This window comes from Paracoccus sp. S3-43 (assembly GCF_029027965.1).
In the GTDB taxonomy this organism is placed as follows: Bacteria; Pseudomonadota; Alphaproteobacteria; order Rhodobacterales; family Rhodobacteraceae; genus Paracoccus.
The window spans coordinates 912,789-934,700 of the sequence record NZ_CP119082.1 but is presented as its reverse complement, the minus strand read 5'-3'; the positions used below and the strand labels follow the sequence as shown (position 1 = coordinate 934,700).

At 65.4% G+C, this 21,912-nt stretch carries 19 protein-coding genes, 1 tRNA gene and 2 pseudogenes; 10 read left to right on the top strand and 12 right to left on the bottom strand.

Going from position 1 to position 21,912, the window contains the following annotated elements; all coding sequences use genetic code 11:
* The first annotated feature begins 97 nt into the window (after positions 1–97).
* From PXD02_RS04810 to PXD02_RS04795, 4 genes are all read left to right on the top strand, one after another.
* On the top strand, positions 98–889 hold the full coding sequence (locus tag PXD02_RS04810; protein ID WP_275105781.1) for an inositol monophosphatase family protein: 792 nt from the start codon (positions 98–100) through the stop codon (positions 887–889).
* Positions 886–2,274: a magnesium transporter gene (mgtE, locus tag PXD02_RS04805; RefSeq protein ID WP_275105780.1), complete on the top strand. Its 1,389-nt coding sequence runs from the start codon at positions 886–888 to the stop codon at positions 2,272–2,274. Before PXD02_RS04810 ends, mgtE begins: the two co-directional genes overlap by 4 nt.
* Positions 2,271–2,816 (top strand): 5-formyltetrahydrofolate cyclo-ligase, encoded by a 546-nt coding sequence (locus PXD02_RS04800; RefSeq protein WP_275105779.1) that lies wholly within the window; start codon positions 2,271–2,273, stop codon positions 2,814–2,816. The genes mgtE and PXD02_RS04800 overlap by 4 nt, the downstream gene beginning before the upstream one ends.
* Before the next feature lie 453 nt (positions 2,817–3,269).
* Positions 3,270–6,857, top strand: a complete 3,588-nt coding sequence (locus PXD02_RS04795) for a vitamin B12-dependent ribonucleotide reductase (RefSeq protein ID WP_275105778.1) — start codon at positions 3,270–3,272, stop codon at positions 6,855–6,857.
* A 101-nt stretch (positions 6,858–6,958) separates the two neighbouring features.
* Here the strand turns inward: PXD02_RS04795 and PXD02_RS04790 are convergent, their stop codons facing one another.
* Positions 6,959–7,300: an ArsR/SmtB family transcription factor gene (locus PXD02_RS04790; RefSeq protein WP_275105777.1), complete on the bottom strand. Its 342-nt coding sequence runs from the start codon at positions 7,298–7,300 to the stop codon at positions 6,959–6,961.
* 149 nt (positions 7,301–7,449) lie between these two features.
* Here PXD02_RS04790 and gatC point away from each other — a divergent pair, with 149 nt between their 5' ends.
* The 5 genes from gatC (at position 7,450) to PXD02_RS04765 (ending at position 10,462) form a co-directional block, all read left to right on the top strand.
* A complete protein-coding gene (gene gatC / locus PXD02_RS04785; RefSeq protein WP_275105776.1) occupies positions 7,450–7,737 on the top strand; it encodes an Asp-tRNA(Asn)/Glu-tRNA(Gln) amidotransferase subunit GatC in 288 nt (95 codons plus the stop codon).
* Positions 7,734–9,215, top strand: coding sequence for an Asp-tRNA(Asn)/Glu-tRNA(Gln) amidotransferase subunit GatA (gene gatA / locus PXD02_RS04780; RefSeq protein ID WP_275105775.1), 1,482 nt, complete (start codon positions 7,734–7,736; stop codon positions 9,213–9,215). The genes gatC and gatA overlap by 4 nt, the downstream gene beginning before the upstream one ends.
* A gap of 28 nt (positions 9,216–9,243) precedes the next feature.
* Positions 9,244–9,600, top strand: a complete 357-nt coding sequence (locus PXD02_RS04775; protein ID WP_275105774.1) for a hypothetical protein — start codon at positions 9,244–9,246, stop codon at positions 9,598–9,600.
* Positions 9,597–10,262, top strand: coding sequence for an N-acetylmuramoyl-L-alanine amidase (locus PXD02_RS04770; protein ID WP_275105773.1), 666 nt, complete (start codon positions 9,597–9,599; stop codon positions 10,260–10,262). Before PXD02_RS04775 ends, PXD02_RS04770 begins: the two co-directional genes overlap by 4 nt.
* A 125-nt stretch (positions 10,263–10,387) precedes the next feature.
* A tRNA-Glu gene (locus PXD02_RS04765) sits at positions 10,388–10,462 on the top strand.
* A 20-nt stretch (positions 10,463–10,482) separates the two neighbouring features.
* On the opposite strand, the gene PXD02_RS04760 is transcribed toward PXD02_RS04765, so the two are convergent.
* The 7 genes and pseudogenes from PXD02_RS04760 to PXD02_RS04730 form a co-directional block, all read right to left on the bottom strand.
* Entirely contained in the window at positions 10,483–10,704 is a 222-nt protein-coding gene (locus PXD02_RS04760; protein WP_275105772.1) for a site-specific integrase, read from the bottom strand.
* Between the two features lie 608 nt (positions 10,705–11,312).
* Complete coding sequence (locus PXD02_RS04755) at positions 11,313–11,552, bottom strand: DUF1902 domain-containing protein (protein WP_275105771.1); 240 nt, start codon at positions 11,550–11,552, stop codon at positions 11,313–11,315.
* A 468-nt stretch (positions 11,553–12,020) separates the two neighbouring features.
* Positions 12,021–12,749 carry an IS21-like element helper ATPase IstB gene (gene istB / locus PXD02_RS04750; protein WP_275105770.1) on the bottom strand — a complete coding sequence of 243 codons (729 nt, stop codon included), beginning with the start codon at positions 12,747–12,749 and terminating at the stop codon, positions 12,021–12,023.
* Positions 12,682–13,025: pseudogene (locus PXD02_RS04745) on the bottom strand (IS21 family transposase); the annotation flags it as partial. The pseudogene PXD02_RS04745 and the gene istB, both read right to left, overlap by 68 nt.
* A pseudogene (locus tag PXD02_RS04740) lies at positions 13,008–14,010 on the bottom strand (IS110 family RNA-guided transposase); the annotation flags it as partial. The pseudogenes PXD02_RS04745 and PXD02_RS04740, both read right to left, overlap by 18 nt.
* Positions 14,011–14,210: 200 nt before the next feature.
* Positions 14,211–15,617: a type I glutamate--ammonia ligase gene (gene glnA / locus PXD02_RS04735; protein WP_275105769.1), complete on the bottom strand. Its 1,407-nt coding sequence runs from the start codon at positions 15,615–15,617 to the stop codon at positions 14,211–14,213.
* A 77-nt stretch (positions 15,618–15,694) separates the two neighbouring features.
* The gene (locus PXD02_RS04730) at positions 15,695–16,033 is read right to left on the bottom strand and encodes a P-II family nitrogen regulator (protein ID WP_275105768.1); all 339 of its coding nucleotides are present in this window, start codon (positions 16,031–16,033) and stop codon (positions 15,695–15,697) included.
* A 154-nt stretch (positions 16,034–16,187) separates the two neighbouring features.
* Here PXD02_RS04730 and PXD02_RS04725 point away from each other — a divergent pair, with 154 nt between their 5' ends.
* Entirely contained in the window at positions 16,188–17,828 is a 1,641-nt protein-coding gene (locus tag PXD02_RS04725) for an NAD(P)H-hydrate dehydratase (protein WP_275105767.1), read from the top strand.
* Here PXD02_RS04725 and nrdF read toward each other — a convergent pair.
* The 4 genes from nrdF to nrdH form a co-directional block, all read right to left on the bottom strand.
* A complete protein-coding gene (gene nrdF / locus PXD02_RS04720; protein ID WP_473092056.1) occupies positions 17,777–18,733 on the bottom strand; it encodes a class 1b ribonucleoside-diphosphate reductase subunit beta in 957 nt (318 codons plus the stop codon). The two genes, PXD02_RS04725 and nrdF, sit on opposite strands and share 52 nt — an antisense overlap.
* A gap of 87 nt (positions 18,734–18,820) precedes the next feature.
* A complete protein-coding gene (gene nrdE / locus PXD02_RS04715) occupies positions 18,821–20,944 on the bottom strand; it encodes a class 1b ribonucleoside-diphosphate reductase subunit alpha (RefSeq protein ID WP_275105765.1) in 2,124 nt (707 codons plus the stop codon).
* On the bottom strand, positions 20,929–21,342 hold the full coding sequence (nrdI, locus tag PXD02_RS04710) for a class Ib ribonucleoside-diphosphate reductase assembly flavoprotein NrdI (protein WP_275105764.1): 414 nt from the start codon (positions 21,340–21,342) through the stop codon (positions 20,929–20,931). Before nrdI ends, nrdE begins: the two co-directional genes overlap by 16 nt.
* Positions 21,343–21,349: 7 nt before the next feature.
* Positions 21,350–21,571 carry a glutaredoxin-like protein NrdH gene (gene nrdH, locus PXD02_RS04705; RefSeq protein ID WP_275105763.1) on the bottom strand — a complete coding sequence of 74 codons (222 nt, stop codon included), beginning with the start codon at positions 21,569–21,571 and terminating at the stop codon, positions 21,350–21,352.
* Positions 21,572–21,912: the final 341 nt, after the last annotated feature.

Genomic DNA, 21,912 nt, shown 5'->3' with positions numbered 1-21,912 from the left:
GCCTGACACGGTTCCGGCTGCCAAATCCGCTTGCCGCCATTGGCAGGACGACGCCTTCGGGTTAGTCCTGCCGGTGAACCGGACCAAGGGGGCAGCCATGCAGGACGCGCAAGACATTATCGACACGGCGCACCGGATGGCGGATGCCGCCCGTGCCGCGATTCTGCCCTTTTTCCGCACCGGCCTGGTGGCCGACAACAAATGGCAGACCGGCTTCGACCCCGTGACCGAGGCCGACCGCGCCGGCGAACGCGCCATGCGCGAGGTTCTGGCCAGCCGCCGCCCCGAGGACGCCATCCTGGGCGAGGAATATGGCGCGGCCCAAGGAACCAGCGGCCTGACCTGGATCCTGGATCCCATTGACGGCACCCGCGCCTTTCTGTGCGGCGCGACCAGCTGGGGGGTTCTGATCGGCCTGTCCGACGGGCAGGATATCGTCTATGGCCTGATCGACCAGCCCTATACCCGCGAACGGTTCGAGGGCGGCCTGGGCCAGGCGCGCCTTGTGACCGACAGCGGCCCCCGCGCCCTGGCGGCGCGGCGCGTCGATCTGTCCCAGGCGACGCTTCTGACCACCTATCCCGAGGTCGGGACGGCCGATGAAGCCGCCGCCTTCCGCCGCGTGGCAAGCCAGGTACGGCTGACGCGCTATGGGCTTGACTGCTACGCCTATGGGCTGCTGGCCCTGGGCCAGGTGGATCTGGTGATCGAGGCCGGGCTGCAATCCTATGACATCGCCGGGCCGCTGGCGGTGGTCCGGGCCGCCGGTGGCATCGTCACCGACTGGCAGGGCGGTCCCGCGCATCGTGGCGGCCGGGTGATCGCCGCCGCCTCGCCCGATCTGCACCGCGCGGCGCTTGCGCTGCTGAACGCGGAGAACGCGGCATGACCGACCAGACCACCCCGCCCGAGGACCGCACGGCCGAAGACGAATACCTGCCCCGGCGCGCGCTTCTGGACCAGATCGACGCCGCCATCGAGGCGGGCGACGCCGCGACGCTCAACACCCTGCTGGAGCCGATGCACGGCGCCGACATCGCCGACATCATCGAACGGCTGGACCCGGCCAAGCGCCGCGCCTTCCTGGCGCTCTACAGCGGCGAGATCGACGGCGAGATCCTGTCCGAGATCGACGATTCGATCCGCGAGGACGTGATCGACCAGCTTCCCCGCGAGGTCGTGGCCGAAGCCGTCCGGGAAATGGACAGCGACGACGTGGTCGATCTGGTCGAGGACATGGACGAGCCCGAGCGGGCCGAGATCCTGGCCGCGCTTGACGCCACCGACCGCGCCGCCGTCCAGCAGTCGCTGGCCTATCCCGAATATTCGGCGGGCCGCCTGATGCAGTCCGAGGTCGTGACCGCCCCCGAACACTGGACCGTGGGCGAGGCCGTGGCCTTCCTGCAATCCGAGGAATGGCTGCCCGAGCAGTTCTATCACATCGTCCTGGTCGATCCGCGCCGCCATCCGCTGGGCTATGTCACCCTAGGCCGCCTGCTGGCATCCCCCCACGCGACCCCCCTGCGCGAGATCACCGAGGACAGCTTCCGCACCATCAGCGCCTTCGCCGAGGACGCGGACGTCGCCTATGTCTTCAACCAGTATCACCTGATTTCCGCCCCGGTGGTGGATCGCGACGACCGGCTGGTGGGCATCATCACCATCGACGACGCCATGGCCGTGCTGGACGAGGAACACGAGGAAGACATCCTGCGCCTGGCGGGGGTGGGCGACGAATCGAGCCTGACCGACAGCGTGATGCAGACCGCCCGGCAGCGCGTGCCCTGGCTTGCCACCAACATCCTGACGGCGGTGGCGGCGGCATCGGTGATCGGGCTGTTCGAAAGCTCGATCGCGCAGCTGGTGGCGCTTGCCGTGCTGATGCCGATCGTCGCTTCGATGGGCGGCAATGCCGGGACGCAGACGCTGACCGTGGCGGTGCGCGGGCTGGCCACCAAGGATCTGACCAAGGACAATTCGGTCCGCGTGATCCGGCGGGAAGTGGTCGTCGGCCTGCTGAACGGCGCGATCTTCGGGCTGGCCATCGGGACCGTGACCTATCTGTGGTTCGGCAGCGCCAGTCTGGGCGCGGTGATCGGGCTGGCGATGATCATCAACCTGACGATTGCCGCATTGGCCGGGATCCTGGTACCGCTGACGCTGGAAAAGCTGGGCGCGGATCCGGCGCTGGCCTCGCCCACCTTCGTGACCACGGTGACGGATGTGGTGGGCTTCTTCGCCTTCCTGGGCCTGGCGACGGTGATCCTGCTGTGACGGCCTTCGACAAATCCGCCCTGCGCGCCCGCGCCCTGGCCGCCCGTGCGGCCGGTGGCGACCAGGACGCGCTGACCCGCCACCTGACCGCCGCCCTGGCGCCCCATCGGGGCGCGGTCCTGTCGGGCTATTGGCCGATGCGGGGCGAGCCGGATCCCCGGCCCGCGATGGCCGCCCATGACGGGCCGGTCTGCCTGCCGGTGGTGCCGGGCCGCGCCGTGCCGCTGATCTTCCGGCAATGGGACGGCGAGCCGCTGGTGCCCGGAGTCTTCGGCACGTTCCACCCCGCTGATTCGCAGCCGGTCCTGCGGCCCGATGTGCTGATCGTGCCGCTGGCGGGCTTCGACCTGCGGGGGAATCGCATCGGCTATGGCGGCGGGTATTACGACCGCACCCTGCAATTGCTGCGCGAATCCGGCCGCGCCACCGCCATCGGCCTGGCCTTCGCGGTCCAGGAACTGCCCGACATCCCGGCCGAGCCTTTCGACCAGCCGCTGGATCTGATCGTCACGGATCGGGGCGCCATCCGTCCACAGCCGTGATCGCCCGCGATTGTGACAAGTTTGCATCATCTGTGCACAACCCTGGGATGACCTTGGGATAAAGGTGTGGATAACCTTGGGACGGCTTCTTCTAACCCCCTGTCGTCGCACGCTATAACGCCATTCCGATCCTGTTGACGGTTCGCCTCTTATCCCGGTTGTGAGCGAATCTGCCGGTCTCACTCTCAGGCCAAAGTCAACCGGATTCACCATGATCCCTACCAAATAAAACGGTTGAAACCGCCGCCGAATGGGATCAATCTTGTGGTCTGCGGCGTTGGCCATACCAGATGTGGTGACAGGTGAGCGATAATCACCAAGGCCCGTCGCTTCGCGATTTTCGACCGATCGGGCGCTTCGGCTGTCCGGGTCCGTTGCTGCGGCAACGGGGCGGCCCCGTGCCGCATGGCGCAGGTCGCGGATCAGGGACGATGACATGAAAGGGCTACGGGCATGAAGATCGAACGGCGTTTTACCACCCCTGCCGGGGGCGCATATGGCGATATCGCCTTCACCACCACCACGAGCGAGATCCGCAATCCCGATGGCAAGATCGTCTTTCGCAACGACCAGGTGGAAGTCCCGCAGGGCTGGAGCCAGGTCGCCAGCGACGTCATCGCCCAGAAATATTTTCGCAAGGCGGGCGTCCCGGCGGCGCTGAAGCGCGTCACGGAAAAGGGCGTGCCCGAATTCCTGTGGCGCAGCGTGGCCGACGACGACGCCCTGGCCGCCCTGCCCGAGGACCGGCGCCATGTCGGAGAGACGAGCGCCCGGCAGGTCTTCGACCGGCTGGCCGGAGCCTGGGCCTATTGGGGCTGGAAGGGCGGCTATTTCACCACGGAAGAGGACGCCCGCGCCTATCACGACGAGATGCGCTTCATGCTGGCCCGGCAGATGGCCGCGCCGAACAGCCCGCAATGGTTCAACACCGGGCTGCACTGGGCCTATGGCATCGACGGCCCGAGCCAGGGGCATTTCTATGTCGATTACACGACCGGCAAGCTGGTCAAGTCCGACAGCGCCTATGAACACCCCCAGCCCCATGCCTGCTTCATCCAGTCGGTCAGCGACGATCTGGTGAACGAAGGCGGCATCATGGATCTGTGGGTCCGCGAGGCGCGGCTGTTCAAATACGGCAGCGGCACCGGCACCAACTTCTCGTCGCTGCGCGGCGAAGGGGAAAACCTGTCGGGCGGCGGCAAGTCCAGCGGCCTGATGGGGTTCCTGAAGATCGGCGACCGGGCGGCGGGCGCGATCAAGTCGGGCGGCACCACGCGGCGCGCCGCCAAGATGGTGATCTGCGACATGGATCACCCCGATATCGAATCCTTCATCAACTGGAAGGTCATCGAGGAACAGAAGGTCGCGAGCCTCGTCGCGGGGTCCAAGGCGCATGAGGCGCGGCTGAACGACATCTTCGCCGCCATCCGCGCGGGCGAGGGCGAGACGGATCCCGCGCAGAACGACGGGCTGAAATCCGCGATCCGCGCCGCCAAGCGGGCGATGATCCCGGAAACCTATATCAACCGCGTGCTGCAATATGCGCGGCAGGGTTTCGACAGCATCGAATTCCCGACCTATGACACCGACTGGGACTCCGAGGCCTATGTCAGCGTCTCGGGCCAGAATTCCAACAACTCGGTCCGGGTGACGGATGCCTTCCTGCAAGCGGTGCGCGACGATGCGCCGTGGGAGCTGCTGCGCCGCACCGACGGCAAGGTCGCCAAGACCGTCTCGGCCCGCGACTTGTGGGAACAGGTCGGCCATGCCGCCTGGGCCTGCGCCGATCCGGGCATCCAGTTCCACGACACGGTGAACGCCTGGCACACCTGCCCCGAGGACGGGCCGATCCGCGGGTCCAATCCGTGCAGCGAATACATGTTCCTGGACGACACGGCCTGCAACCTGGCGTCGATGAACCTGCTGGCCTTCTATCACGATGGCCGCTTCGACGCCGACGCCTATGTCCACGCCACCCGGCTGTGGACGGTGACGCTGGAAATCAGCGTGCTGATGGCGCAGTTCCCGTCACAGGAGATCGCGCAGCGCAGCTTCGACTTTCGCACGCTGGGCCTGGGCTATGCCAATATCGGCGGCCTGCTGATGAACATGGGCCTGGGCTATGACAGCGATCAGGGCCGGGCGCTGTGCGGCGCGCTGACGGCGGTCATGACCGGCGTGGCCTATGCGACAAGCGCGCAGATGGCCGCCGAACTGGGGGCCTTCCCCGGCTATGACCGCAACGCGCGCCACATGCTGCGGGTGATCCGCAACCACCGGGCGGCGGCCCACGGCACCGGCGCCTATCAGGGCGTCAACGTCCTGCCGGTGGACCTGGACGCCGAGAACTGCCCCGACGCCAGCCTGGTCGCCATCGCCCGCCAAGCCTGGGACGAGGCCCTGACGGGGGGCGAGGATCACGGCTTCCGCAACGCCCAGGTCACGGTGATCGCGCCCACCGGCACCATCGGCCTGGTCATGGATTGCGACACCACCGGGATCGAGCCGGACTTCGCCCTGGTCAAGTTCAAGAAGCTGGCGGGCGGCGGCTATTTCAAGATCATCAACCAGTCGGTTCCGGCCGCGCTGACCACGCTGGGCTATTCCCCCGCCCAGATCGAGGAGATCGTGGCTTACGCCGTCGGCCATGCCAGCCTTGGCAACTGCCCCGGCATCAACCACACCGCCCTTGCGGGCCATGGCTTCGGCCTGGCGGAAATCGACAAGATCGAATCCGCCCTTGCCACCGCCTTCGACATCCGCTTCGTCTTCAACCAGTGGACCCTGGGCGAGGATTTCTGCAAGGGCACGCTGGGCATCCCCGAAGGCAAGCTGGCCGACCCGACCTTCGACCTGCTGCGGCACCTGGGCTTCACCAAGGCCCAGATCGACGCCGCCAACGACCATGTCTGCGGCACCATGACGCTGGAAGGCGCGCCGCATCTGCGGGCCGAACACCTGCCGGTCTTCGACTGCGCCAATGCCTGCGGCAAGACGGGCACGCGCTATCTGTCGGTCGAAAGCCATATCCGCATGATGGCGGCGGCGCAAAGCTTCATCTCGGGTGCGATTTCCAAGACGATCAATATGCCGAACAGCGCGACGATTGCCGATGCGCTGGCGGCATACGAACTGTCCTGGTCGCTGGGCATCAAGGCCAACGCGCTCTATCGCGACGGGTCCAAGCTGTCCCAGCCGCTGGCCTCGGCCCTGGTCGAGGATGACGAGGAGGCCGAGGAGATCCTTTCCACCGGCAGCGCCCAGGAAAAGGCCGCCGTGATCGCCGAGAAGATCGTCGAGCGGATCATCGTCAAGGAGGCCGTCCGCAGCCACCGCGAGAAGCTGCCGCAGCGCCGCAAGGGCTATACCCAGAAGGCGATCGTGGGCGGGCACAAGGTCTATCTGCGCACCGGCGAATATGACGACGGCGGCCTGGGCGAGATCTTCATCGACATGCACAAGGAAGGCGCGGGCTTCCGGGCGATGATGAACAATTTCGCCATCGCGGTGTCGGTGGGCCTGCAATACGGCGTGCCGCTGGAGGAATTCGTGGACGCCTTCACCTTCACCCGGTTCGAGCCGGCGGGCGCGGTGCAGGGCAATGACAGCATCAAGAACGCGACCTCGATCCTGGACTATGTCTTCCGCGAACTGGCCGTCAGCTATCTGGACCGCACCGACCTGGCGCATGTAAAGCCCGAAGGGGCGCGTTTCGACGACATGGGCGGCGGCGAACGCGAGGGCCAGAACGTCGCCCCCGTCAGCGAACAGGCCGAGCTGAAGTCGCTGACCATGCTGAAGCAGATCAGCAGCGCGGGTTACCTGCGCAAGCGCCTGCCCCAGGATCTGATGGTCTTGCAGGCGGGGGTCTCGGCCACTGCGATCCTGGCGGCGGAACCGGCGGCGATGGACCTGCGAGCCAAGGCGCGGATGCAGGGATATGAGGGCGACCCCTGCGGCGAATGCGGCAACTATACGCTGGTGCGGAACGGAACCTGCATGAAATGCAATACCTGCGGGGCAACCAGCGGCTGTAGCTGACACCCAGCCCCGCCGCCGATGCCCTGATGGCCCGTCCGCTTCTGCGGCGGGCCTTTCCGGTCAGGGCAGAGAACGGCCTTGCCGCCGGTCTGGTCGTCGGTTCAAGCCCCTGGGCGCAGGCTGCCCGCAGCCGGTGGCGGGCCCTCCCGCGGCCCGCAAAAGGTGTCATACAGAACCTGCATCACCCGGCGCGCGGGGTCGTTGTCGATCCGGTACCAGATCGTCTGGCCGTCGCGGCGCCCGGCGATGATCCGGTCGCGGCGCAGGATCGCCAGGTGCTGCGACACGGTGGAATCGCGGATGCCCAGAAAGGCCGCAAGCTGGCCCACGGATTTCTCGTCCTGGGCCAGCGCGCAGAGGATCATCAGACGGTGCGGATTGCCAAGCGACTTCAACAGCCCGCTGGCCTGCTCGGCGGCGGCGCGCATGGTTTCGGGATTCATCGCGGGATCCGGGGTCATACGCAGATATATACGGAAATCCGAAGATCTTTCAAGGAAAGACGCCTCCGCCCGCGCCCCACCGGCGTCGCGCGCGGTTCTTGCAGGGGCGCGCCGGGGGCTGTAAACCCCGGCCAACGAAAGGAAACGTCATGTCGATCACCGAGGATCAGGCCCGCAAGGTCGCCCATCTGGCGCGCATCGCGGTCGATGACGCCGCTTTGCCCGCCCTGGCGCGCGAACTGAACGGCATCCTGCATTTCATGGAGCAGCTGAACGAGGTCGATGTGACCGGCGTCGAGCCGATGACCGGCGTCACCCCCATGCGCCTGAAGCGGCGCGAGGATGTCGTGACCACGGGCGAGATGGCCGACAAGATCCTCTCCAACGCCCCCGACGCGCGCGAGGGCTTCTTTGCCGTGCCGAAGGTGGTGGAATGACCGATCTGAACAGCCTGACCATTGCCGAGGCGCGCGACGCGCTGCGCAAGGGCGACGCCACCGCCCTGGACCTGACCGAAGCCTGCCTGACCGCCATCGAAGGCGCGGGCGCGCTGAACGCATTCGTCCACAAGACGCCGGACATGGCGCGCGAGATGGCGCAGGCCGCCGATGCGCGGATCAAGGCGGGCGACGCCACCTCGCTGACCGGGATTCCGCTGGGCATCAAGGACGTGTTCTGCGTGAAGGGCGTGCCCAGCCAGGCCGCCAGCCGCATCCTGGAAGGCTTCCGCCCGGAATATGAATCGACCGTGACGCAGAACCTGTGGAACGCCGGCGCGGTGCTGCTGGGAAAGCTGAACCAAGACGAATTCGCCATGGGCTCGGCCAACGAAAGCAGCTGCTATGGCCCGGCGGTGAACCCCTGGAAGGTCGATGACCGGCAGTTGACGCCGGGCGGCAGTTCGGGCGGATCGGCAGCGGCGGTGGCGGCGGATCTGTGCCTGGCCGCGACCGGAACCGATACCGGCGGATCCATCCGCCAGCCCGCCGCCTTCACCGGCATCGTCGGGTTGAAACCCACCTATGGGCGGGTCAGCCGCTGGGGGGTGATCGCCTATGCCTCGTCGCTGGACCAGGCCGGGCCGATGACCAAGACCGTGCGCGACGCGGCGATCATGCTGGGCGCGATGGCCTCGGTCGATCCGCAGGATTCGACCAGTGCCGAACATCCGGTCCCGGATTACGAGGCTGCGCTGACCGGCGACATTCGCGGCAAGCGCATCGGCATCCCCCGCGAATACCGCGTGGACGGGATGCCTGTGGAAATCGACGCGCTGTGGCAGAAGGGCGCCGAGATGCTGCGCGAGGCCGGGGCCGAGATCGTCGAGATCAGCCTGCCGCATACGAAATACGCGCTGCCCGCCTATTACGTCATCGCGCCCGCCGAGGCGTCGTCGAACCTCGCGCGCTATGACGGGGTGCGTTACGGCCGCCGCGCCCGGCTGGGGCAGGGCGACGGCATCGTCGAAATGTACGAGAAGACCCGCGCCGAGGGCTTCGGCCCCGAGGTGCAGCGCCGCGTGATGATCGGCACCTATGTGCTGTCGGCGGGCTTTTACGACGCCTATTACAACCGCGCCCGCAAGGTCCGCGCGCTGATCAAGCGCGACTTCGACAACGCGTTTGCCGAGGGCATCGACGCGATCCTGGCGCCGACCACGCCATCCGCCGCCTTCGGCCTGGGGTCGGTGGACAGCGGCGATCCGGTGCAGATGTATCTGAACGACGTGTTCACGGTGACGCTGAACCTTGCGGGGCTGCCCGGCATCGCGGTCCCGGTGGGCTTGGACAAGCAGGGCCTGCCGCTGGGCCTGCAACTCTTCGGGCGTCCGTTCCAGGAAGACGACCTGCTGAACCACGCCCTTGTTCTGGAACGCGCGGCGGGATTTGTGGCCAAGCCCGATCGCTGGTGGTAGGGTCGCGTCAATGGCATATCCAGGAGGCATGATGCGCGGCTGTCTGATCCTTTCGGTGCTGGCCCTGGCCGGCTGTGGTGGCGAGCATCTGGGCTGGAACCCCAACTACAACTTCGCCCCGACCCGCTATGGCGAATATCGCGCGACGCGCGAAGCGGCCCTGGTGACGGGGGCGGAATCGCCCAAGACCATCCCGGTCGCGCGGCCCTTCTATGCCCCGACCGGCGCCGATATCGCGGGTCGCAACCCGGTGCCGGTCCCCGCGACCATGGGCGTGGGCAAGGTGCGGGTGGTCAAGCCCGCGGCTGCCCCCGCCCCCGGCCCGAACGCGCCGGTCGTGATCGTGCCCCCCTCGATGCGGACGGGCGACCAGCCGCCGCTGTGAGCGCCGCTTTCCCCAGCCCCAACCACGGCGAAAGGCGCGGTCAGCGCCCGGAACTGATCGTCCTGCACTATACCGGCATGGCGGATGCAGCCCAGGCCCGCGCCCGGCTGTGCGACCCCATGGCCGAGGTCAGCGCCCACTGGCTGGTCCACGAGGACGGCCGCGCCGAACCCCTGGTCCCCGAGGATCGCCGTGCCTGGCACGCGGGCGCGGGCGCCTGGCAGGGCCGCGACGACGTGAACTCCCGCAGCATCGGCATCGAGATCGCCAATCCCGGCGACCGTCCCTTTCCGGTGCGCCAGATGGATGGCGTGTCCGCGCTGCTGCGCGCCATCATGGCCCGCTGGGGGATCGGTCCCGCAGGGGTGATCGGCCATTCCGACATGGCCCCCGGCCGCAAGATCGACCCCGGCCCGCGCTTCGACTGGCAGCGCCTGGCCCGCGAAGGGCTGGCCCTGACGGGGGGCGGCGGACCGGACCTGCCGCTAGGGGACAGCCTCACCCGGATCGGCTATCCCCCGGCCGAACCCGCGACGCGCCTCGCCGCCTTCCGCCTGCGCTTCCGCCCCTGGGGACAAGGCCCCGAGGACGAGGCCGACCGCCGCTGCGCGGCCTTCGTCGCGGCGTCTCTGACCGCCTTCGACCGCGCCGCCCTGGCCTGAGATCCCAGCCCTTTTCTGTGCCGCGAAGATTTTTGTCCGCACCCGAAATTTCCGCTTGCGCCCCCCTGCGCCTTTGCCTAAACACCGCCCCACGCCGCCCGGAAAGACGGGCCGCGCCAAAAAGTGGCCCGTTCGTCTATCGGTTAGGACGTCAGGTTTTCAACCTGAAAAGAGGGGTTCGACTCCCCTACGGGCTGCCACTTCTTCTGCCAAAATATTGTTATTGTTCAACTTTGGCCTCCTTCATGTCCAACGTGGCAGAGAGGTTGGACATGGTTTGCAGTTTGGCGAATGCCCTGTCTGCCAGTTTCGAGCGGTTCGCCTTCTTGGTGTAGGTGTCGGCCTGCTTGGTGTCCTTGTGCGCCAGATAGGAAGCGATTTCCCAATTCGACGCACCGGCATCAGCCAGTCGGGTCGCACCTGCTTTCCGCAGCCCATGCAATGAGCCGGGAACTTTTGCCTCGGCGCAGCGGTCGCGAAACCAGTTGCCGAGCGTTTCGGGCTTGTAGCCGACCGGCCGCGTGTCCTGGGTGATCAGCAGCAGGCGATCAGTCGGGACGCGCGCCAGTTCCTCCGCCAGTTCGGGCAGGATCGGCAGATCGGCGGCAACCGAGGTCTTGGCCCGCTTGTATCTGCGCCGCGAAGCATCCGGGATCAGACGGCGAGTGCCTGGTTCATGGGACCGAAAACCCCGTCAAGGCGCGGCCCTTTTGCAACTCCTTCGGGGGCGCGGCGCAGGCAGGCACGGCTTACAGGTCCGGGGCTTGCCACTTCGCCCGAGCAAGGGCGACACCCCGCGTTCGGGGACAGGGGCCGGGGGCGTCGGGATGGCGCACCGGCCTCGCTTCTTTTCAGAACTGCTTGGGCAAGCCTGCCTGCTTCAACGCAGCATTGGCGGTGGCGAGACTTGCAGCCGTGATCGACGGTGAAGTGGATTTCAGTGATCGGGCTGAACCAAATTTCGTGATCGCCCTTGCCCGCCCTGACGAAACGGCAGCCAGCCGCGCGCAGCAGGTCCACCAGTTCCCGGTAATAGCCCTTGACCATGGATCAGGCGTGATGCGCGGTTTTCAGCAGCTTTTCCGTCATCAGGTGGACCGGAATATCGTCACCGTCATGCTTGAAGCCGTTCAGTTCGACCAGATCGTAAAGCACGGCCATGACGGTGCCATGCACCTTGTCCAGACTGTCGGCCTCGACCGCAAGGCCCGCCACGTCATCGCTGGTGGCGACCCAGACCCTCGCTTCGTCGTCCCAACCGATTTTGACCCTGATAGGTGCCTGCGACATGGATCGACCTTTCTGCGTTGAGTCCAGATGTAGCAATCTGCCATCAGCATATCAACCGATCCGCATTCGCCCGCGCGCGCAAGGGACGGACGGTATGGTCATGGTGACCATACCCATTCCCCGGCGTTCGCAAGAACATCGTCAAGAGCAAGATTTACTGGAAATTCGAGCGTGGCGGTTATCGCTGCAACCTGCCCGGCCCCTATGGCAGCCCGGCGTTTCTGGCAGCTTACGAGGCAGCGACGCAGGGGGCGAAGGTTCCGGCTTCAACAGCTGCGCCAGACACCGTGTCCTGGCTGATCAAACAATACCTGGGCAGCCTAAAATTTCTGAACCTGTCCGACTCACTGTCAATCGGCACGCAAAACTGACCCCTCATCGGCGTCCAAAATTGCCCCCCCTTGTGCAGTTTGCGCGGGGGCCTGAGCCGACGGAACTGGCCAGTGGTGGAGGCGGGTCAGGCCCCGGTCATGCACGGTTCTTGAAGCGCCAGGACTCGTTGCCGGTCTCGATGATCTCGCAATGATGGGTCAGCCGATCGAGGAGCGCCGTGGTCATCTTTGCATCGCCGAAGACAGTCGGCCATTCCCCGAAGGCAAGGTTCGTGGTGACGATGATCGAAGTGCGCTCGTAGAGGCGGCTGATGAGGTGGAACAGCAGCTGACCGCCGGATTGGGCGAAGGGCAGATAGCCCAGTTCGTCCAGGATGACAAAGTCGAGGCGCGTCAGGTAATCGGCCATGCGACCCTGCTTGCCGCTACGTGTCTCGGTCTCCAGACGGTTCACAAGGTCGACGACGTTGAAGAAGCGTCCGCGGGTGCCGCCCCGGATCAGGGCGCGTGCTATGGCAATGGCGAGGTGGGTCTTGCCGGTTCCGGTGCCGCCGATCAGCACGACATTGCGCTGGTCGGCGACGAAGCTGCCGGTGCTGAGGTCGCGCACCAGACCCTCGTTGATCGGCGTGCCGATGAAGTCGAACTCCTCGATGTCCTTCGCCAAAGGTAGTTTGGCGACGGTCAGCTGATAGCGGATGGATCGTGCCAGCTTCTCCGCGATCTCCGACTGCAGCAGATCGCCGACGATCCGGGGCAGCTCGTGCTGACGCTTGATGCCGGCGGCCATGACCTCGTCATAGGCGCTGCGCATTCCGTAAAGCTTCAGCGTCCCCATCAGGTCGAGGATTTGGGTGCGTTCCATAATGGCTTGTCCTCCTGAGGTTATCGTAGCGCGCGCAGTCGGCCACGGGCTCATGGGTCAGGCGCAGCGCGGTTGTGTGAGCAGCAAGGGCGGTGGCGCGGGGTCGCGCTGGCGGGCGAGGATGTTGATGACGACCGGTGCGGAATGGACGCCGTGATCGAGCGCTTCGCGGCAAGCGGCCTCGACAGCCTGAAGGCCGTCCTCCGGCACGCAGGCCAGGATCTGGACCATCTGCCGATCACCGTCATCGCTGCCCTTCAACTTGCGACGGATCGCGGACATCCGCAATTGTCCTTTCCAGGCGATGTCGCGCGCAGATTTGGGCAGGCCTTCGAGCCGATCGTGCAGCTTGCGGCTGACGCGCGCCTGCATCCGGTAGCTCCATGCGCCTTCGATCAAGGCACGGCGTGCCAGCCCACTGCCGGCCTTGCTAATCCCGCCCTGGCGAGCACTGGTGCCGCTGGAATGTTCGGAGGGTGACAGCCCGAGATAGGCCATCAACTGCCGCGGATTGTCGAAGCGCTGAAAATCGCCAACATCAGCGACGACCGTCACCGCGACAATGAACGCAACACCCCGCATCGCCTGCACCGCCTCGACGACCGGCGCGAGGCTCCAGGCGGGCAGCAGTTCCGCAATCTGCCCGGTCAGGCGCTCGACCCGCGCCTCGGCATCAGCAATGGCATCGACATAGTCCTGAAACACGATCTGCTGCGCCGGATGTTGGAAATGCACCGTTGTCAGCCAGCGCCGATAGGCAATGGTCCAGCCCTTCTTGCCAGGATAGATGCGGCCGTGGCGAAGCAGGAAACCTTGAAGATGCTGCCGCGCCTTGCCCAGCACCCGCATTGCGGCACGCGCCCGGACAAGGTCACGCATGGCCTCATAGGCCGCATCCGGCACCCATACCGAGGTCAGTTCTCCGGCCCGGTGCAGCTTCGCCAGCATCACCGCGTCACGACGATCGGTCTTCACCCGGTCTCCTGCTTTCACCGGGATCAGTGACGGGGCAACCACGATGCAGTCCTGTTCCAGTTCGACAAGCTGGCGGTGCAGACCATAGCCACAGGGTCCCGCCTCATAGCAGAAATAAAGCCGCGATCCGCTGCTGCTCAGCTTTTCCACCAGCTTGCGCACATGGTCAGGCCGGTGCGGGATCTTTCCTCCAGTGGCGAACCTCGCCTCCACGCTCCCCTTGCGCAATAGCAACCGAAATCGTTGCCTTGTGGACATCCAGTCCCACGAACGTGCTATCCTGCATCTGGTCTCTCCCCCAATTCTTGAGGCTCGGCACCAGCCAATCTGGCGCAACCCTCGGACGGAGAATGCCGCGGGAGAGGCCGCCGACCCAGTCAACTCACAACGCGATCATCGGGACTAAAGAATGATGAAAGCCGATGCCGTGATCCATGAAGAAAGGCGCCCCGCGGGGCGCCCTTCCGTATCACTGTCCCAGGTTTTTCAGCAGCTGTAATACATCGCGTATTCAATGGGATGGGGCGTATGTTCATAGGCATAGACCTCTTCCCATTTCAGCTTGATATAGGATTCAAGCTGGTCGCGGGTGAAGACATCGCCCGCCAGCAGGAAATCCATGTCCTTTTCAAGCTCTTCCAGCGCCTCGCGCAGCGACCCGCAGACGGTCGGGATCTCGGCCAGTTCCTCGGGCGGCAGGTCATACAGATCCTTGTCCGAGGCGGGGCCGGGGTCGATCCGGTTCTTGATCCCGTCCAGCCCCGCCATCAGCAGCGCCGCGAAGGCCAGATAGGGGTTGGCCGCCGGATCGGGGAAACGCGCCTCGACGCGCTTGGCCTTGGGCGATTCGGTCCAGGGAATGCGCACGCAGCCCGAGCGGTTGCGGGCCGAATAGGCGCGCAGCACCGGCGCCTCGAAGCCGGGGATCAGCCGCTTGTAGCTGTTCGTGGAGGGGTTGGTCAGCGCGTTCAGCGCCTTGGCGTGCCTCAGGATGCCGCCGATGAAATACAACGCCTCTTGCGACAGGTCGGCATATTTGTCGCCCGCGAACAGCGGCTTGCCGTCCTTCCAGATCGACATGTTGACATGCATCCCCGACCCGTTGTCGCCCTTCATGGGCTTGGGCATGAAGGTCACCGACTTGCCATAGGCATGGGCGACGTTGTGGATGACGTATTTGTATTTCTGGATGTTGTCGGCCTGTTCGGTCAGCCCGCCGAAGATCAGCCCCAGCTCGTGCTGGCCCGAGGCGACCTCGTGGTGGTGCTTGTCGACCTTCATGCCCATCCGCTTCATGGTGGACAGCATCTCGCCGCGGATGTCCTGGCCCGCGTCGATCGGGTTGACCGGGAAATAGCCGCCCTTGTGGGCCGCGCGATGGCCCTGGTTGCCCATCTCGTATTCGGTGTCGGTGTTCCAGGCCGCATCGACGGAATCGATCTGGAAGCTGACCTTCTGCGGCGTGACCGAATAGCGCACGTCGTCGAAGATGAAGAACTCGGCCTCGGGGCCGCAATAGAAGGCGTCGCCGATGCCGGTCGATTTCAGATAGGCCTCGGCCTTGACGGCGGTGCCGCGCGGGTCGCGGCTGTAAGCCTCGCCGGTGTCGGGTTCGACCACGTTGCAATGCACGCACAGCGTCTTTTCGGCATAGAACGGATCCAGATAGGCCGAGGCCGGGTCCGGGATCAGCTTCATGTCGGACTGGTCGATCGACTTCCAGCCGGCGATGGACGATCCGTCGAACATGAAGCCTTCCTCGAAGAAATCCTCGTCGATCAGATCCACGTCCAGCGTCACATGCTGAAGCTTGCCCTTGGGATCGGTGAAGCGGACATCGACATAGGCGACCTCCTCGTCCTTCAGCAGAGCCAAGACATCATTGACTTTCATCTCTTCCCTTTCTGCGTAGCTGCGGCCCGGACGTCCTGGCGCCGGGCACGAAAGTCATGGCGGGATCGCCTGCCGGGTCAGACGGCGTCGTCGCCGGTCTCACCGGTGCGGATGCGGATCGCCTGCTCGACCGGAGAGACGAAGATCTTGCCGTCGCCGATCTTCTCGGTCCGGGCGGCGCCGACGATGGCGTCGATGGCTGCCTCGACCTGATCGTCGGGCAGCACCATCTCGATCTTCACCTTGGGCAGGAAATCGACCACGTATTCCGCGCCGCGATAAAGCTCGGTATGACCCTTCTGGCGGCCGAAGCCCTTGACCTCGGTGACGGAAAGACCCTGCACGCCCACGTCCTGAAGCGCCTCCTTCACATCGTCCAGCTTGAACGGCTTGATGATCGCCTCGATCTTCTTCATCGCAATGATCCTTCCTCGCGGCTTGTCTGAAGCCTGATTGGCGGGTTTCATGGCAGGGGTAAACGGGGCGCAGCGCGGATTGCCGATGCAATCCCCCAGACCGGGAGGTTGTGCCTGTTTTTTGCGCTAGATGATGAATTAAAGGGCAGACGCCATGCTGACAGGCACCGAAGTCCTGACGACCGCCCAAATGCGCGCCATCGAATCCGCCGCGATGACCAGCGGCGAGGTGACGGGGCTGGAGTTGATGCAGCGGGCGGGCCGCGCCGTGGCAGGGCAGATTCGCCTCCGCTGGCCCAGGCCGGGGCGGGTGACGGTGCTGTGCGGTCCGGGCAACAACGGCGGCGATGGTTATGTGGTGGCGCGACTGCTGCACCGGGCGGGCTGGCGGGTGCGGGTTCTGGGGATGGACAACATGCCGGGACCGGACGCGGCCGAGACGCGGCGGCGGTGGCGCGAGGTCGGGCCGATCGCGCCGCTGACCGAAGCCGTGCTGCGCGGCGATGCCGACAGCGACCTTTACGTCGATGCGATCTTCGGCACCGGCCTGACCCGCCCGCCTGAAGGCGAGATCGCCGCCCTTCTTGCGCAACTCTTCCGACCTGGCGGTGAGTCAGGTCATCAACCTTGCCTTATCGCCATCGACTGCCCCAGCGGGCTTTGCCTGGACAGCGGAAGACCGTTGCCCCTGCCCCATGGCAGGTTCGACAGCGGCGCCAGGCTGACGGTGGCCTTCGACAGCCCCAAGCCCGGCCATCTGATCGGCCTTGGCCCGCTCCTGTGCGGCGATCTGGTCATCGCCGACATCGGTCTGCGGTCATGGAGGGAACGCAACCCGACCGATCGCGGTCTGCGCCCGGCGGCTTTGCAGACCCTTTGGCCGCCGTTCGACATTCCCGATGACCGGAGGCAACCGCCCGGCATGTCGGCACTTGCCAAGCATTCCGTTGCGCAATCCCACAAATACAGCCACGGCCATGCCCTGATCCTCGCCGGAGGCCCCGCCAAGGGCGGCGCGGCACGGCTGTCCGCCCGCGCGGCGCTGCGGATCGGGGCGGGGCTGGTCACGGTCGGCGCGACGCGGGACGCCTTGCCCGACCATGCGGGCAGCCCCGACGCGCTGATGCGGCGCGCGGTGGATGACGGCAAGGACTTGCGAGAGGTGCTGGGGGACAAGCGCGTCAACGCGCTCTGCATCGGGCCGGGCTGCGGCATCGACCGCGCCGCCGCCCTGCTGGCCGAGGCCCTGGGCGCGCGACGCCCCGCCGTCCTGGATGCCGACGCCCTGACGGCCCTGTCGCGCGCCCCCGATCTGATGGCCGCCCTGCACCACACCTGCGTCCTGACCCCGCATGGCGGCGAATTCGCCCGCCTGTTCCCGGACATCGCCGAACGGCTGGACGCCCCGCCCCTGCAAGGCCCCGCCTATTCCAAACTGGACGCCGCCCGCGACGCCGCCGCCCGTTGCGGCGCTGTGGTCCTGCTGAAAGGCCCCGACACCGTCATCGCCGCCCCCGACGGCCCCGCCGTCATCCATTCCGCCTTCGACGTGCCCTGGCTTGCCACCGCGGGCGCGGGCGACGTGCTGTCAGGCATCATCACCGGCCTTCTGGCGCGCGGCCTGCCGCCGCTGGACGCCGCCAGCCTGGGCGCGTTGATCCATGCCAAGGCCGCCCGCGCCTTCGGCCCCGGCCTGATCGCCGACGATCTGCCGGACATGATCCCCGCCGTCCTGCGCGCGCTTCAGAAATCCCAGTCCTCGTCCTCGGTCGCGACGGCCTTGCCGATGACATAGGACGACCCGGACCCGCTGAAGAAATCGTGGTTCTCGCTGTCCGGCGACAGCGCCGCCAGGATCGCCGGGTTCACCTCGCAGACCTGAGGCGGGAAAAGCGCTTCATAACCAAGGTTCTGCAAGGCCTTGTTCGCGTTGTAATGCAGGAAGGCCTTCACATCCTCGGTCAGCCCGATGCCGTCATACAACTCGGCGGTATAGTTCTGCTCGATCTCGTAAAGCTCGAAGATCAGCGAGAAGGCGAAGTCCTTCATCTCGGCCCGCTTCGCCTCGCTGACCCGTTCCAGCCCGCGCTGATACTTGTAGCCGATATAATAGCCATGCACCGCCTCGTCGCGGATGATCAGGCGGATCAGGTCGGCGGTGTTGGTCAGCTTGGCGCGGCTGGACCAATACATCGGCAGGTAAAAGCCCGAATAGAACAGGAAGCTTTCGAGGAAGACCGAGGCGACCTTGCGCTTCAGCGGATCGCTGCCCGCCTTGTATTCGTCCAGGATCAGCCGCGCCTTGCCTTGCAGATGCGGGTTCTCCTCGGACCAGCGGAAGGCCTCGTCGACCTCCTTGGTCAGGCACAGGGTCGAGAAGATCGAGCTATAGGATCGCGCATGGACCGCCTCCATGAAGGCGATGTTGGACAGCACCGCTTCTTCGTGCGGGGTGATCGCATCCGGCATCATCGAGGGCGCGCCGATGGTGTTCTGCACCGTGTCCAGCAGCGTCAGCCCGGTGAAGACGCGGATCGTCAACTCCCGTTCCTCGGGGCGCAGCGTCGCCCAGCTTTGCACGTCATTGGACAGCGGCACCTTTTCCGGCAGCCAGAAGTTCACCGTCAGCCGATTCCAGACCTCCAGATCCTTCTCGTCGTCCAGACGGTTCCAGTTGATCGCGCGCGCGACCGTCCGCATCACCTGATCCTTCATAGCCGAAGAACCCCTCTCTTTCATCTTGGTCCAAATATCCCGGGGGTCCGGGGGCTGGCCCCCGGCTTCTGCTTACAGGGTGCAGGACACGCAGCCCTGAACCTCGGTCCCTTCCAGCGCGGTCTGGCGCAGGCGGATATAGTAGATCGTCTTGATGCCCTTCTTCCACGCGTAAATCTGCGCGCGGTTGATGTCCCGCGTCGTCGCCTCGGCCGGGAAGAACAGCGTCAGCGACAGGCCCTGATCGACATGCTCGGTGGCGGCGGCATAGGTGTCGATGATCGCCTCGGGGCCGATCTCGTAGGCGTCGCGATAGTATTCCAGGTTCTCGTTCGACATGAAGGCCGCCGGATAATACACCCGGCCGATCTTGCCCTCCTTGCGGATTTCGATCTTGGACACAATGGGATGGATCGAAGACGTCGAATTGTTGATATAGCTGATCGACCCCGTCGGCGGCACCGCCTGAAGGTTCCGGTTATAGAGGCCGTGCTCCATCACATCGGCTTTCAGCGCCGCCCAGTCGTCGCGCGTGGGCAGGGTGACGGTCTCGAAGACCCGCGCCACCTCGGGCAGCACCGGCAGCCAGTCGCGATCCGTGTATTTGTCGAAGAACGACCCGTCCGCATATGTCGACTTCTCGAAATCCTTGAAGGTGCTGCCCTTCTCCTGCGCCAGCAGGTTCGACGCGCGGATCGCGTGGAAGGCCACGGCGGCGAAATAGACGGACGTGAACTCCACCCCCTCGGGCGATCCGTAATGGATGCGTTCGCGCGCCAGGAACCCGTGCAGGTTCATCTGGCCCAGGCCCACCGCATGCGCCTCGTCATTGCCGCGCCGGATCGAGGGGACGGCGTCGATGGCCGACATTTCCGACACGGCGGTCAGCGCCCGGATCGCGGCCTCGACGGTGGCGCCGAAATCGGGGCCGTCCATCGTCGCCGCGATGTTCAGTGAGCCGAGATTGCATGAAATATCAGTGCCCAGATGGGAATAGCTCAGATCCTCGTTGAACTCGGACGCCTCGTTCACTTGCAGGATCTCGCTGCACAGGTTCGACATGGTGATGCGGCCATGAACCGGGTTCATCCGGTTCACCGTGTCCTCGAACATGATATAGGGATAGCCGGATTCGAACTGGATCTCGGCGATGGTCTGGAAGAACTCGCGGGCGTTGATCTTGCGCTTCTTGATGCGCTTGTCGTCCACCATCTCGGCATATTTCTCGGTCACCGAGATTTCCGCGAAGGGCACGCCATAGACCTTCTGCACGTCATGGGGCGAGAACAGATACATGTCCTGGTTCTTCTTCGCCAGCTCGAAGGTTATGTCGGGAATCACCACGCCGAGGCTCAGCGTCTTGATGCGGATCTTCTCGTCGGCGTTCTCGCGCTTGGTGTCCAGGAAACGCATGATGTCGGGGTGGTGCGCATTCAGATAGACCGCCCCCGCCCCCTGCCGCGCGCCAAGCTGATTGGCATAGCTGAAGCTGTCCTCCAGCAGCTTCATCACCGGGATGACGCCCGAGGACTGGTTCTCGATCCCCTTGATCGGCGCCCCGGCTTCCCGCAGGTTGGTCAGCATCAACGCGACGCCGCCGCCGCGTTTCGACAGTTGCAAGGCCGAGTTGATCGACCGGCCGATGGACTCCATGTTGTCCTCGATCCGCAGCAGGAAGCAGGAAATCAGCTCTCCGCGCGATTTCTTGCCCGCGTTCAGGAAGGTCGGCGTGGCGGGCTGGAAGCGGCCCGACAGCATCTCCTCCATGAAGCGCATCGCCAGCGCCTCGTCGCCGCGCGCCAGGGCCAGCGCGACCATGACCACCCGGTCCTCGTAGCGTTCCAGGTAACGCTGCCCGTCGCGGGTCTTCAGCGTATAGCTGGTGTAATACTTGAACGCGCCCAGGAAGGTCGGAAAGCGGAACTTGCGCGCATAGGCGGCGTCCCAGATGGCGCGCTGGAAATTCTTGGAATACTGGTCCAGCACCTCGGGCTCGTAATAGCCCTCGTCCACCAGATAGCGCAGCTTTTCGTCCAGATTGTGGAAGAAGACGGTGTTCTGGTTCACATGTTGCAGGAAATACTGCCGCGCGGCCATGCGGTCGGCCTCGAACCGGATGCGCCCGTCCGCGTCATACAGGTTCAGCATCGCGTTCAGCGCGTGATAGTCCAGATCCGGTTTCACACCGTCAAGCATTCCAACCCCCGGAATTGATGCAGGCCCGTGCGGACCTTTTGAATGTCAGTCTCGGTCCCCGCCAGTTCGAATCGCCACAGCACGGGGACATTGCATTTTTCCGCGATGACGCGGGCCGACAGCGCATAGGTGGCGCCGAAATTGCGGTTGCCCGCGCCGATGACGCCGCGCAGCAGGGCGCGGCGGCGGGGATCGTTCAGGAAGTGGATCACCTGCTTCGGGACCGCGCCGCGCCCCTGCCCGTCGGCATAGGTGGGGCAGATCAGCACGAAGGGCGCGTCCACCACCGGCATCGGATCGGCGGGCCGGATCGGGATCCGCAGCGCGGGCAGGCCAAGGCGCGCGACGAAGCGCGCCGTGTTGCCCGAGGCCGAGGAAAAGAAGACCAGCCCAGGCATGGCGGAATCAGGCCAGGCGGCCGATCATGTCGGGGCGAAAGCCCGCCCAATGCGATTCCCCCGCTACCACCACCGGCGCCTGCCGATAGCCAAGCGCCATTACCCGTTCCATCGCGGCCTCGTCCTCGGTCAGGTCGATCACGTCATAGGACAGCCCGCGCGCATCGAGGGCGCGGGTGGTCGCGGTGCATTGCACGCAGGCCGGCTTGGAATAAACGGTGATGGTCATGCCCTCTGCTCCTTCTTTGTGGACGGCGGCGGGCCGCGGGGCGGAAACGAATCCCGCCGCGCCGCGAAGGCCCGCCCGCCGCCAGTGATGTCTTGCCGGTCAAGCCCTACAACCGGTGGGCGTCACGACTACTTCATATAGACATGGATGCAGCATGAGCGTCAACATCTAGTTAATATCTTGACAGCCGATTCGGGACCGACGTGTCGCGGAATTGCCATCATCCCGGACATCCGCCAGCCTTGCCGCGTCCTTGCCGCGTCCTTGCCGCGACAAAACAACGCGGCCGGCGCGGCGATGTCTCAATCGCGCTTTTTGGGGTCGCAAATCTGCCACGTCCC